13 protein-coding genes, 1 pseudogene and 1 riboswitch are annotated in these 12,832 nt (G+C 54.1%); all 14 genes and pseudogenes read right to left on the bottom strand.

Annotated features, from left to right (window positions below):
* Nucleotide 1 precedes the first annotated feature (1 nt).
* Nucleotides 2-598: a thiamine phosphate synthase gene (locus BLW59_RS14380; RefSeq protein ID WP_074698339.1), complete on the bottom strand. Its 597-nt coding sequence runs from the start codon at nt 596-598 to the stop codon at nt 2-4.
* Nucleotides 585-1,850: a 2-iminoacetate synthase ThiH gene (gene thiH / locus BLW59_RS14375; RefSeq protein WP_074698338.1), complete on the bottom strand. Its 1,266-nt coding sequence runs from the start codon at nt 1,848-1,850 to the stop codon at nt 585-587. The genes BLW59_RS14380 and thiH overlap by 14 nt, the downstream gene beginning before the upstream one ends.
* A gap of 11 nt (nt 1,851-1,861) precedes the next feature.
* On the bottom strand, nt 1,862-2,641 hold the full coding sequence (locus BLW59_RS14370) for a thiazole synthase (protein ID WP_175463463.1): 780 nt from the start codon (nt 2,639-2,641) through the stop codon (nt 1,862-1,864).
* Between the two features lie 14 nt (nt 2,642-2,655).
* Nucleotides 2,656-2,850: a sulfur carrier protein ThiS gene (gene thiS, locus BLW59_RS14365; RefSeq protein ID WP_074698337.1), complete on the bottom strand. Its 195-nt coding sequence runs from the start codon at nt 2,848-2,850 to the stop codon at nt 2,656-2,658.
* A 61-nt stretch (nt 2,851-2,911) separates the two neighbouring features.
* Nucleotides 2,912-3,027: riboswitch (TPP riboswitch) on the bottom strand.
* Nucleotides 3,028-3,157: 130 nt separating this feature from the next.
* Nucleotides 3,158-4,582: an L-arabinose isomerase gene (gene araA, locus BLW59_RS14360; RefSeq protein WP_074698336.1), complete on the bottom strand. Its 1,425-nt coding sequence runs from the start codon at nt 4,580-4,582 to the stop codon at nt 3,158-3,160.
* Nucleotides 4,583-4,893: 311 nt separating this feature from the next.
* Nucleotides 4,894-6,498 (bottom strand): xylulokinase, encoded by a 1,605-nt coding sequence (locus BLW59_RS14355; protein ID WP_074698335.1) that lies wholly within the window; start codon nt 6,496-6,498, stop codon nt 4,894-4,896.
* A 306-nt stretch (nt 6,499-6,804) separates the two neighbouring features.
* On the bottom strand, nt 6,805-8,007 hold the full coding sequence (mmsB, locus tag BLW59_RS14350) for a multiple monosaccharide ABC transporter permease (RefSeq protein ID WP_074698334.1): 1,203 nt from the start codon (nt 8,005-8,007) through the stop codon (nt 6,805-6,807).
* Nucleotides 8,007-9,557 (bottom strand): ATP-binding cassette domain-containing protein, encoded by a 1,551-nt coding sequence (locus tag BLW59_RS14345; RefSeq protein WP_074698333.1) that lies wholly within the window; start codon nt 9,555-9,557, stop codon nt 8,007-8,009. Before BLW59_RS14345 ends, mmsB begins: the two co-directional genes overlap by 1 nt.
* 273 nt (nt 9,558-9,830) lie before the next feature.
* Entirely contained in the window at nt 9,831-10,928 is a 1,098-nt protein-coding gene (chvE, locus tag BLW59_RS14340) for a multiple monosaccharide ABC transporter substrate-binding protein (protein ID WP_074698332.1), read from the bottom strand.
* A 66-nt stretch (nt 10,929-10,994) separates the two neighbouring features.
* The gene (locus BLW59_RS14335; protein ID WP_139283699.1) at nt 10,995-11,327 is read right to left on the bottom strand and encodes a hypothetical protein; all 333 of its coding nucleotides are present in this window, start codon (nt 11,325-11,327) and stop codon (nt 10,995-10,997) included.
* A 400-nt stretch (nt 11,328-11,727) separates the two neighbouring features.
* Nucleotides 11,728-11,850: pseudogene (locus tag BLW59_RS14330) on the bottom strand (type II toxin-antitoxin system YoeB family toxin); the annotation flags it as partial.
* Nucleotides 11,850-12,122: a type II toxin-antitoxin system RelB/DinJ family antitoxin gene (locus BLW59_RS14325; protein ID WP_074698330.1), complete on the bottom strand. Its 273-nt coding sequence runs from the start codon at nt 12,120-12,122 to the stop codon at nt 11,850-11,852. The gene BLW59_RS14325 and the pseudogene BLW59_RS14330, both read right to left, overlap by 1 nt.
* Before the next feature lie 102 nt (nt 12,123-12,224).
* Nucleotides 12,225-12,425, bottom strand: coding sequence for a hypothetical protein (locus BLW59_RS14320; protein ID WP_074698329.1), 201 nt, complete (start codon nt 12,423-12,425; stop codon nt 12,225-12,227).
* A 170-nt stretch (nt 12,426-12,595) separates the two neighbouring features.
* Nucleotides 12,596-12,832, bottom strand: a 237-nt coding sequence (locus BLW59_RS14315) for a transposase (protein ID WP_074698328.1), incomplete at its 5' end; no start/stop codon positions are given.

Here is a 12,832-nt window from a genome sequence, read left to right as displayed (position 1 = left end):
GTCACCTCCACCATTCCGAATCCCTCATCATGCCGCTCATCACACAGACTCCGGCGGCTCCGGCAGAGAGCACTTCTGTCATCCTGTCAGGTGTAATGCCGCCAATGGCGTAGACAGGCATAGTGCCGGCTGCCCGGCAGACCGACTGCAGAAAGGACAGCCCTCTCCCCGGCAGCCCCTCCTTGCATGACGTGGCATAAATATGTCCGGCTATCACATAGGAGCACCCTCTGCCTGCCGCCTCCTGCACCTCCGCCACACTGTGGCAGGAAGCACCAATTCTTGCCTGTGGCAGTTCCCTTGCAGTTGATGCCTGCCGCAGCCGCATCAAGGGCAGATGAAGCCCCGCTGCCCTGACAGCTTGAACTGGCAGAGGGAAAGTGTGCAGGTACAGTGGCACCGACCAGGCTTTGCAAAGGGTTGCCACCTCTTGAGCCAGACTGGCATAGGCTTCCTCCGGCAAATCCTTTTCCCTGAGCAGAATTCCTCCGGGCCTGCGGCTGGCAATCTTTTCCACCTGAGCCAGGAAATCCCCCTGGCACAGGTGCCTGTTCGTCACCGCCATGACCTTTGGCCAATCCACCTTACACATAGACATAATCGTTGAGCACCGGCTGCAAGCCCTCCCTGCTCATATCGTCATACATTTTGTCGATACTGCGGTTATCAGCGATGGCAAACTGCTCGTCCCCCTGTGCGCCCTCCTGCTGTCCTGCGTATTTTTCCTCATGGTCGCCGATGCCCGTAGATACACCGGCCGATACCTTCGTGGCGCAGATTTTGGCAATGCCATTGCGAAAATCTGCCCTTTCACGGGAGGACACCGTAATCCCGGCAAAAGGCAGGAAAAGGCGATAGGCGCAAAGCACCTGGCAAAGCTCCCGCTCCCCCACCCCCTGGGGCGTTATCTTGTCGTTGTTGATGATAGGCCGCAGCCTGGGGCAGGACAGGGAAAATTCCGCCCAGGGGTAGCGCCGCTGCAAATGCCAGACATGCAGCGCCGTGGCCAGCGCATCACGACGAAAATCCGCCAGTCCCAAAAGCGCCGAAAAGCCCACGCCCCGCATGCCGCCCTTCAAGGCCCGCTCCTGGGCCGCAAATCTGTACGGAAATACCCGCTTGTGCCCCAGAAGATGCAGTTTTTCATAAACCTCCAAATCATACGTCTCCTGAAAGACCGTCACGTAATCAGCGCCGCATTCATGCAGGTAGCGGTAGTCTGCCGTATTCACCGGATAGATTTCCAGCCCCACATTGCGGAAATACCGCCGGGCCAGCTTGCAAGCCTGACCGATGTAAGACAAATCGCTTTTCGTCTTGCTCTCCCCGGTGAGCAGCAAGATCTCTTCCATACCGCTTTGGGCAATGACCTGCATTTCATGCTCAATCTGCTCTGCATCAAGCTGCAGGCGACGAATGTGGTTGTAGCAGTTAAAACCGCAATACACGCAGTAATTCTCGCAGTAATTGGCAATGTAAAGGGGGGTAAAAAGGTACACCGTATTGCCGAAATGACGACTGGTTTCCCGCCTGGCCCGCCGGGCCATTTCCTCCAAAAAGGGCATGGCCGCAGGCGACAGCAGGGCCTTGAAATCCTCCTTGGTGCAGGTGGCATGGCTCAAAGCCCGCCGCACATCTGCCGCCGTATAGCGGTTGTAATCATAGGCTTCCATTTCCGCCAGCACTGCCTGCTCCACCGGCGAAACCAGCTGCTCCATTTCCGGGAAATACTCCAGGGGGCTTTTCCTGCTGGCAGGATTGTTTTCCAGCTCATGCTTGCGCTCCAGCGCCTTGGCGCTAAGGTGCCTGGAATCTACCAAGAAGCTGTTTTTCCTCTCTGTTTCACTCATCTTGCCACCCCCTAAGCACGCAGAAATCCAGTCAGGGGGTCTGAGGCTTCCGCACCCCGGCTGAGCACCCGGCCCAGCCCGGAAAGATAAGCCTTGCGCCCCGCTTCAATGGCCTGCCGAAAGGCAGCAGCCATCAGCGGCAAATTCCCCGCCGTTGCCAAGGCAGTATTTGCCATGATGGCCGTCACTCCCATCTCCATGGCCTCACAAGCCTGGGAAGGCGCGCCAATGCCCGCATCCACAATAATCGGCAGGTCAATCTCATCCACGAGAATCTGGATAAAATCCTTGGTAGCCAGCCCCTTGTTCGACCCGATAGGCGCAGCCAGCGGCATGACTGCCGCTGCCCCGGCGCTGACCAAATCCCGGGCCACATTCAAATCAGGGTACATGTAGGGCAGAACTGTGAAGCCTTCCTCAGCCAGCAGCTCCGTCGCCCTGATGGTTTCGCTGTTGTCCGGCAGCAGGTACTTGCTGTCCCGCATGATTTCCACCTTGACAAAATCCCCGCATCCCATGGCCCGGGCCAGCCTGGCAATGCGTACCGCCTCCTCTGCGTTGCGTGCCCCGGAAGTATTGGGCAGCAGCGTCACCTGCTTCGGTATGTAATCCAGAATGTTTTCCTTGTCCTGGGTATTAGCCCGGCGTACCGCCAGGGTCACAATCTCTGCCCCCGCATCCTGCACCGCTGCTTCAATCAGCCGCAAGGAATACTTGCCCGAGCCTAAAATGAATCGGGACTTGAACTTCCGTCCCCCCAGCTGCCAGCAATCATTCATCTTATTTGCCATCACCAAGACCTCCTTCAACCGCCGCCCATGAAGCAGACTATTTCCACCACATCACCATCATGCAGCACTACCTGGGGATAATGCTCCCGGGAAATGATCTCACCGTTATACTCCACAGCAATCATCCTGCCCCCATAGCCCTTTGCCTGCAGCCAATCAGCCAGGCTGCTGCCTGCCGCCTGTTCATCTGCACCGTTTATCTTCACCATGCTCCCACCCCCTTTCGGCGCACCAAAAAGGGACTGCCCGCTTCGGACAGTCCCTAAAAAATACAGTTTTCCTGCACATCCCTACGTTGGCATTATCCAAATCAGGTTATGGGTCGGAACCTCAAGTCCCCTCTCAGCCTGCTATGCTAAAAGCCACAAGCTCCCCTCGCTATGAAATTACTCCCTTATTGTAACACCATTGCCCCCTTGAGGTAAAGGCTTTTTTGCCAAAACATCAAAGGCAGCCTCATGACAAGGCTGCCTTTGATGTTGGGATTTATGAGAAAAAGAATTGGAGAAAGCTAAATTAAAGGATTTCTACCAGTTCCATGCCCAGCATGGTGCCCAGGTCATGGAGCTGCTCCGGGGTGATGGTGAAGGAAAGGACAGTGTGATGTCCGCCACCTGCCTTCATCCACTCCTCCGAGCCCTTCCTGAGGCCCACGGTAGGAGTCCAGAGCTGCTTGGCTACAGGCAGATGCGGCGTCTCAGCCTCAGCCTTGCGGCAGTCAACAGGGTAGTAAATCAGACGGAAGCCCTCGCGGAAGTCAGCCACGGTGACATCCACAGCCTTGCCGTCTGCGCCGGTGAACACCAGGCGGGCAGGGTCATCTTTGCCGCCGATATCCAGCGGGTGTACCTCCACCCTGGGCTTGTCACTGGCAATGGTGGGGTCAACCTCCAGCATGTGGGCACCCAAGATGGCTTCGTGGCCCTTGCGGAGATCCAGGGTGTAGTCCTCCATGAACACAGTGCGGTCATTGTGAGCCAAAATCTTCAGCAGGCGGGTGAGGGCCGCATGCTTCCAGTCACCCTCAGCGCCAAAGCCGTAGCCCTCAGCCATGAGAAGCTGGGCAGCCAGGCCCGGCAGCTGCTTGAGGCCTTTGAGGTCCTGGAAGTTGGTGCAGAAGGCGGTGTAACCCCTGTCATCCAGGAACTTCTTGATACCCAGATACTCCCGCAGCTGATATCTCACAGATTCGGTGAATTTGGCAGCATCGTTATGCTGGGGAGCCAGGTCATACTTGTTGCGCAGTTCCTGATACTCCCTGTCAATATCATCTTCGGAAACAGCGTCAATAACTTCTACCAGATCGCCTACCGGCCAGTAATCTACCGTCCAGCCCAGCTGGATCTGAGCCTGCACCTTGTCACCCTCGGTGACAGCCACATCACGCATGGTGTCGCCAAAGCGGCAGACCTTCAGCTTGAAGCTCTCGTTGTAGGCCACGGCCACATCCTGCCAGCTGGCAATCTCAGCCTGCACCTCTTCATCGCCCCAGAAGCCGTAGACAATCTTGTTCTTGAGGTTCAGACGGCTGTTGAGGTAAGCATACTCACGGTCGCCATGGGCACTCTGGTTCAGGTTCATGTAATCGAAATCAATGGTATCGTAGGGAATATCCTGACGATACTGGGTAGCCAGATGCAGGAGTGGCTTCTGCAGCAGCACCGTGCCGCGAATCCAGTTCTTGGCCGGAGAGAAAGTATGCATCCAGGTGATGACGCCTGCCACTTCCTCGTGGTAGTTCACATCCTTCATGAACTGGGTGATGCCGTCAGCTGTAGTCATAACCCCCTTGCAGACCACTTTATAGGGCAGGGACCCGCTCTCATTGAGCTTCTTGACGATATCCTCTGCATCACGGGCCACATTCTTCAGCTGCTCCTCACCATAAAGGAACTGGCTGCCAGCCACAAACCAAAATTCATAATCAGGTAATTTAAGCATTTGTAAAACTCCTTTTTCTAGTTAAGCTACAGTAAAGGTGAGTGCCAAGGCCTCCACCGCTTGCGGGGGGCGCGTAAGCGCGGGAGCCCGGTGGGCTCCCTGGAGGGGGACCGTCGAAGACGGTGGAAGGGGGAAAATCAACCGAACAAGTATCCTTCGAAGTCACCTATTCGCCCCCTGGCCCCCCTTCCGTCAGCCCTTTGGGCTGCCACCTCCCCCGCAAGCGGTGGAGGTAAGGACTGCTATACACTTTGCCCTTATAAAATTTCAGTGCCAATCATAACATCAAAGCATCTGTCCCGCTGCCAACATCACTCGTTAATGCACTCCCCAGCCATGCGTTCTAATCTAAGCCCCTCTTTATAAGCCTTGATATAAGCCTTGGCCCCTTCGCGTCCCTCTGCCATAGGTGGCAGGGTCGAACTCTTTGCTTCGGCAAAAATATTCTTCTCCAAGAAGTCCGGCAAACTCTCATTTGCCCCCTTCTTGTTAAGGAAGAGTGCCAGCACCGCCATGCCCCAGGGACCACCGCTGCCTGCAGTCTCCATCACCGTGATGGGAATACCCAGGAGGTCAGCCAGCGCCTGCTGGGCAATCTCCGGGGTTTTCAGGAGACCACCCTGGGCCACCATGGCTTCAGCCTCCACGTGCTCCTCTTCTGTGAGCACCTGCATGCCCACAGCCAAGGGTGCCAGCGCACCGTAAAGCTGGGTCAGCATGAACTCCGGCAGGTGCATCTTCGCCTTCGGCCCTCTGACGAACAAGGGACGGCCTGCCTCCACCCGGGTAACATTCTCCCCGGACAGGCAGCTGTAATTGAGGAGCCCGCCTGCATCACGACGGGCGCTCTTGCTGTGAGTCAAGAGCAAGCTGTAGAGCTTGCCCCCCTTCACATCGGAGCCCACGAGGGTGGCAAATTCCTCGAAAAGTCCCACCCAGGCATTGAGGTCGGAGGTGCAGTTATTGGTGTGCACCATGGCCACAGGAGCCCCATCCGGGGTCATGACCACATCTATGTCCTCATGCACAGCAGCAAGCGGCGCACTGAGCACATTCATGGAGAAAGCGGAGGTGCCTACAGAGATATTGCCCGTGCCAGGGCGCACCGCATTGGTGGCCACCATGCCCGTGCCAGCATCCCCTTCCGGAGGAGCGCAGGGAGCGCCCGACTCCAAAGTCCCCGTGGGGTCAAGGAGTTTTGCACCTTCTTCAGTGATATGACCTGCCACGGTGCCAGCGGCCTTGACCTCTGGCAGGAGCTCTGCCAAACGCCAGTCAAAACGGCTGACCTCAGTTAGCTGCTGGAACTTCAAAACCATTTCTGCATCGTAGCCCCCGGTGGCAGCGTCGATGGGGAACATGCCTGAGGCATCCCCCACACCAAGCACCTTTTCACCAGTCAGCTGCCAATGCACGTAGCCAGCCAGAGTGGTAAGGAAGGAAAGCCTTGGCACCTCAGGTTCTTCATTCAATATCGCCTGATAGAGATGGGCTATGCTCCACCGCTGGGGAATATTGAAACCCAGAAGTTCCGTGAGTTTCCGGGCTGCTTCCCCGGTGATATTGTTCCGCCAGGTGCGGAACTGGGCCAGCTGAGCGCCTTTTTCATCAAAGGCAAGATAGCCATGCATCATGGCGCTGACGCCAAAGCTGCCGATTTTCGTGAGCTTCACACCGTACTTCGTCTGTACATCAGCAGAAAGCTCTGCATAACAAGCCCGAATTCCCTTCCAAACTTCAGCCAGCGCATAAGTCCAAATCCCATCCACCAGCTGATTTTCCCAGCCGTAGCTGCCCTCGGCAATCACCCTGGCCTCGCTGTCCACCAGCACAGCCTTGATATTAGTAGAGCCCAGCTCCAACCCCAAAGCCGTGTCACCTGCGTTCAGGGCTTTTACAATATCTTCCTTAGCCAACCCTATCCACTCCTCAACTATTCGAACCCTCGAACTCCCGAACTCCGGCGCCCATGGATGGGCGCTCCCCGCGGACCTTTGGACTCGCGTGAAGCGATCCAGGTCCGGTTTTCTTTTGGTTCGTTTTCTTTGCGCCAAAGAAAATGAACAACTGAAACTTAAATATTAGCTGTTTTTCTTGCTCTTGAAGTGCAGATCAACTCCGCCCTCCGTTACTTGGGCCTGACAAGCTGCTGATTATAACATTCTCAGCCAGGGAGTGCCGCCGGCACTCCCGCTGGTCCTGCAGAACATTTCCTATTCTAATCAACCGTTCTTCTTGCTCTTGAAGTGCAAATCAATAGCTACGGCTGCAAGCAGGACCAGCCCTTTGACAACGCGCTGCACATCAACGGACCAGCCCAGGAGGGACATGCCATTGTTCAAGACACCCATGATCAGTGCACCTACCACGGCGCCAGTAACGGTGCCTTCGCCGCCGGGCACTGCGGTGCCGCCGATATAGCAGGCTGCGATGGCGTCCATCTCGAACATATCGCCAGCCTTAGGAGTTGCAGAAGCATTGCGGGCGGTGAGGATAACACCGGCCAGGCCTGCCAGGATGCCCATGTTCACATAGATCCAGAACATGACCTTGTTGACCTTGATACCAGAGAGAGCTGCAGCCTTCCTGTTGCCGCCCACGGCGTAAATCTGACGACCGGGCACGGTGCGGTTGGTAAGGAAAGCATAGAAAGCCACGAGGACTGCCACAATCATGAGCACCAGAGGCAGACCCATGTACATAGCAAGCTTCACAGTGAAGAAGTTCACGATGGCGATGGAAACGCCAACCTTGAAGATGGAAGCTCCCAAAGAGGGAACCTCAAAGCCGTTCTTGGCCTTGTTCCTGCGGGAACGGATTTCCATGAAGACAATCAGGGCAGAGAGCAGAACGCCTGCCATAAGAGCCAGCAGCTCAAACTTCGTGCCGCCGATAGTAGTGAAGAACTGGGGCATGTAGCCTGCACCAATCTGGGTGAATTCCTGGGGCAGGGGGCCTTTGGTCTGGCCGTTCAGCACTACCAGAGCCAAGCCACGGAAGACCAGCATATTGGCAAGGGTTACTATGAATGGCGCCACGCCCAATTTCGATATGAAGAAGCCCTGCCAGACACCTACCAATAGGCCGATGCCGATGGCGGCCAGGATAGCCAGGGGAATGGCCATCTGGTAATCCACTACCATGATAGCGGCAATAGCCCCGGAGAAAGCAACAACAGAACCTACGGAAAGATCTACGTTACCGGTGAGGCAGCAGAGCAGCATGCCCAGTGCCAGCACGATGACGTAAGAATTCTGCATGATGAGGTTGTTGACGTTCATGGGTGATACATTCTTGAAGTCGGACATGAATGCGAAGATGGCGTAAATGACCACCAACGCGATAATCATGCCGTATTCCTTGAGACCCTTCAAGTTTTCCTTGAAGCCGCCGTGTGCTTCAGGTGCTAATACATGTGCTGACATTATGCTGTCTCCCTTCTGGCGCTGTGTGCCATGATAATCCGCATAACTGCTTCCTGGTCAAATTCATCCTTCTGGAGCTCGCCTGCAATCTCGCCCTCATTGAGGACGTAAACCCTGTCAGAGAGGCCCAGCAGTTCTTCCATATCCGAGGAAATGACCACCACTGCCTTGCCGGACTCTGCCAGCTGATTGATGACAGTGTAAATCTCGTATTTCGCACCCACGTCGATGCCGCGGGTAGGTTCATCCAGGATAAGCACATCCGGGTCGGAAAGCATCCACTTGGCCAGCACTACCTTCTGCTGGTTGCCGCCGGAAAGGCTTTCCACCCGCTGGGTGAGACTGTCGGCCTTCACATTGATTTTCTTTGAATAATCCTCTGCCGCATGAACCTCGTCATCGGGCTTCAAGATACCGTTCTTGGAAAATCTTGATTTCAGGCTGGCCAGGGACATATTCCACTTGATGTCGTCTATCAGCACCAAGCCGTAAGTTTTCCTGTCCTCAGGCACATAAGCGATATGCTGGTCAATGGCGCTCTGCACATCGGGGATGGTGATTTCCTTGCCATGCTTGAAAATCTTGCCCCGGCTGCCTGCGCCGTAGGTGTGGCCGAAAAGACTCATGGCCAGCTCCGTGCGGCCTGCGCCCATCAGGCCGGCAAAGCCCACTACCTCGCCCTTCTTCACATTGAACGAAATATTGGACAGACGCTCCCTTGTGGGGTCATCCTCGTCCTGCACCGTCCAGTCCCTGACCTCGAACACCGTCTCACCAATCTCGGCGTGGCGCTCCGGGTAACGGTTGGTAAGTTCCCGGCCCACCATGCCCTTGATGATGCGGTTCTCGTCAATGGGTTCACCATGGTCACGCTGGATGGTCTCGATGGTATGGCCATCGCGGATAACCGTGATGCTGTCTGCCACCCTGGAAACTTCATTCAGCTTATGGGAAATCATGATACTGGTGAGGCCCTTCTGCTTCAATTTAAGCAGCAGTTCCAGCAAAGTGTTGCTTTCCTCATCGTTCAAAGCCGAAGTAGGCTCATCGAGAATCAGGAGCTTTGCATCCTTGGCCAGTGCCTTGGCAATCTCAATCATCTGCTGCTGGCCCATGCCCAGGTCTACCACCTTGCGGTTCACATTCTCGTGCATGCCGATGCTCTCCAGCACCTGGGCAGCCCGCCGCTGGGTTTCCTCCCAATCTATGACCTGGCCGTATTTCAGGTTCTCATTGCCCATGAAGATATTCTCAGCTACCGTCAAAAGAGGTATAAGAGCCAGTTCCTGATGTATGATGACTATGCCTGTTTTTTCGCTTTCCTTGATGTCGCTGAACTTCTGGACTTCGCCCTTGTAAACAATATCACCTGTATAGCTGCCGTAGGGATAAACCCCGGACAGCACATTCATCAGCGTTGACTTGCCTGCGCCGTTCTCACCGCAGAGGGCGTGTATCTCCCCCTGCCGCACCACCAGATTCACATCATCCAGAGCTTTCACCCCGGAGAAATCCTTGGTGATATGGCGCATTTCCAAAATATTGTCCATGCCGCCGCCTCCCGTTATGTGGACGAGCACATTTTCTTGTTTATATAAAGGCGGATTGCTCCGCCCTTATACTTAGTATTGCCAAATTAACTTATAGACCTTACCTGCCCCGTTTACGGGGGCGCTTAAGCGCGGGAGCCCGGTGGGCTCCCCGGACAGTGGCAGCCCAAAGGGCTGACGGAAGGGGGTACTAGGGGTCGTTACCCTCCTTCCCCCTTCCACCACCTTCGGTGGTCCCCCTCCCCCGCAAGCGGTGGAGGTCTGATCGACAAATTACTTCAACTGATCTGCTTTGTAGTATCCGGAATCTACCAGCTCTTTCTGATAGTTAGTCTTATCTACAGCAACAGGAGTGCAGAGGTAGGAAGGAACTACCAACTTGTGGTTGTCATAGGACTTGGTATCGTTGATCTCGGGGGTCTTGCCTTCCAGCACTGCCTGCACCATGGTCACGCACTTGTCAGCCAGGGTACGGGTATCTTTGAAGACCGTCATGGTCTGCTTGCCGGAGATGATGTTCTTGGTAGCCATGAGCTCGGCATCCTGGCCGGTGATGATAGGCCAGTTCTTGCCAACCTGGTAGCCTGCGCCCTCCAGGGCTGCGGCGATACCATAGCTGATGCCATCAAAGGGAGAAATAACTGCATCCAGCTTCTTGCCATCGGTGTAGTAGCCGGAAATCAGGTCTTCCATGCGACGCTGTGCAGTCTCCTGGGACCAGCGCAGGGTGCAGATGGTGTCGAAATCAGTCTGCTTGGAAGGAACTACCAGCTGACCGTTGTCGATGTACTTCTTCAGCACTTCGAACACGCCATCGTTGAGGAAGTGAGCGTTGTTGTCATCAGGAGAGCCTGCGAAGAACTCCACGTTGTAGGGGCCCTTGCCCTCAGCCAGGCCAAGCTGCTTCTCCACGTATTTGCCGATCAGGGTGCCTACGCCCTTGTTATCGAAGGTTGCATAGTAGGAAACGCTGTCAGTGTCCATGAGCAAACGGTCATAAGCGATAACAGGGATGTTATTGGCCTTGGCCTGCTCCAGTGCATTCACCAGGGCGCTGGAGTCGATGGAAGCAACCACCAGGCAGTTAGCACCATTGGTAATCATGTTCTCAATCTGGGAAACCTGGGCCTGTACGTCATCCTCGGCGTACTGCAGGTCTACTTCGTATCCCAGAGCTTCCAGCTTTTCTTTCATGTTGGCGCCGTCCTGAATCCATCTCTGGGAGGACTGGGTCGGCATGGCCACGCCTACGCGCTTATGTCCGTCCCCTGCAGGACTGCTGCCTGACGAAGCACCACCACCGCAGCCTGCTGCTGCAATCATCATGACGCCTGCCAGCGCCGCTGCCACTAACTTCTTGAGTTTGAACATTGCTTTCCCTCCAGTTGAAAAACCGTTGATATGAAACCTGACAAACCCTTGCACTGAACTCGCTTCCTACGCCTCCGCAGCCCCCTCCTTCATATATCGCATCCCTACACAGTAAAAAATGAGACACAGGGCAATGGCCACATTCAGCCCCACGCTGTTGGGCCAGTAGAAGGAAATAAAGCCGCAAACCGCAGTGAAGACCTCCACCGCTTTCAGCTTCCTGGCATTAGTCTCCCGGGCTTCATCGTCATCATGTGACGTGCACATAAGCTGATAACCCTGACCAGTGAAGCCAGTCATGACCAGAATCAAGAGTGCCTGCTCGCTTCCTTCAAAGATGGCGGTCATTCCCGACGTCACCAGCATCATCAGAAGCAGCACCTGCATAGCTCTCCTCACGGCCTCTCCTCCTTTCTCTGTGTTCGTGCACAACTTACGGTATTTAATATATCACTCTGTCGCGTTTGTGTCAACATCTTTATTGTTGAATTGCAATTTTTATTTTATGCACAAAAATAGCCCCTTGAAAAAGGGGCGTATATAATGGTATAATTGCCTTAACGAAAAGGTGACCGACGGGTTGCGCTGCCGGACTCCCCTTTTTACAAAGAATGTGAGGAAGCGCCGGTTTTTGCGATATGCCGCTACCTCCTTACTTCAAGAGTGTTGCGATAAGCGTTGCGAGCGCTATCAAAAGTGACAGCTTTTCGTACAAGCTCATGGCGCCCCCCTTTCCGGGGATTCGCGGCTCCGTCGGCCACGTTCATTGTACCACGGAGCCAAGAGGAAAAGCAAGCCCGCCAGTTGGCGGGCTTTTTTTAATATCCTGTATCAGCATATTGATTCTCTTGAGTGTTTTCTTGTCCTGCTTCTGCCAATAAAGATAGTCCTCCCAGGCTCTATCTTCCCACAATATACCCATCAGTCCACCTCTATAAGTTCATGCTCTGCAAAATGTGCCTTGCCATCCCTTATATCCTGCATTATGCCTTCCAGATATTTTATGTTGCTTTCAGAATAAAATCGATCTACCGGTGCCGATACCTCAAAAGGAATCCTGCGCTCCCGGCCCACCTTCTTGGCAAAAATAGTGAAGGCAGCGCTCATGGACAATCCCATATCGGCGCAAGCCTGCTCCATGCTGCGTTTTACATCAGAATCCAGCTTGAAATTCACGCTTACTGTCTGTGCCATGTCAAATCACCCTCTTTTATATAGATATTTTATATAACAATTATATCAAACTTACTTATAAATGCAATATTTTTCCTGAGTAATGTAAAAGGGCCATTGCACTCATTCGTGCAACAGCCCCTTAAACGCATGACCATTAAAAAAATCCTTTATTGCTTCTTTCCCCTTCACCTCGTAGACAGTTCTTGACATGGTCACTTCCTTACCACGATTTTTCTCTGACTGCTCTAAGGCATTGACCAGGTCACGAACCCCTTTGCGCCCTTTTATGTTGACACTTTTCAAGATACTCTGTGTTGCCATGCAAGTCCCCTCCTTATAGTCTGTTCTCTCTCCCAATATACCACACCAACAAGCCCCTTGCAATAAATAAATATCCCCCGGCACAGCCGGGGGTTTTAGTTTTACGGCCTATAAGGCCTCACCGTTGCCAGCTGCGCTTTACAGCGCCTGTACGGTCCGTCCCTTGCATCTTACTGCCTGCTACCCGTAAACGGGTCCTCAAAGTTTAGCGTCAACTGTTCAGATAGCTCATCCTCCTTCAGCTGTTCCTGTATGTATGTTGCTATTTTCTTCTCATCCTTGCCTACCGTATCCACAAAATATCCCCTACACCAAAACTGACGATTTCTATACTTATATTTCATATTCCCCCATTTTTCGTATATCATTAAGCTGCTTTTCCCTTTCAGGAAGCCCATAAAGCTAGA

This window comes from Selenomonas sp. KH1T6 (assembly GCF_900108415.1).
Classification (GTDB): Bacteria; Bacillota; Negativicutes; order Selenomonadales; family Selenomonadaceae; genus Selenomonas_B; species Selenomonas_B ruminantium_A.
Note: the sequence above shows the minus strand (reverse complement) of the source record. Positions and strands in the feature narration are given on the sequence as shown.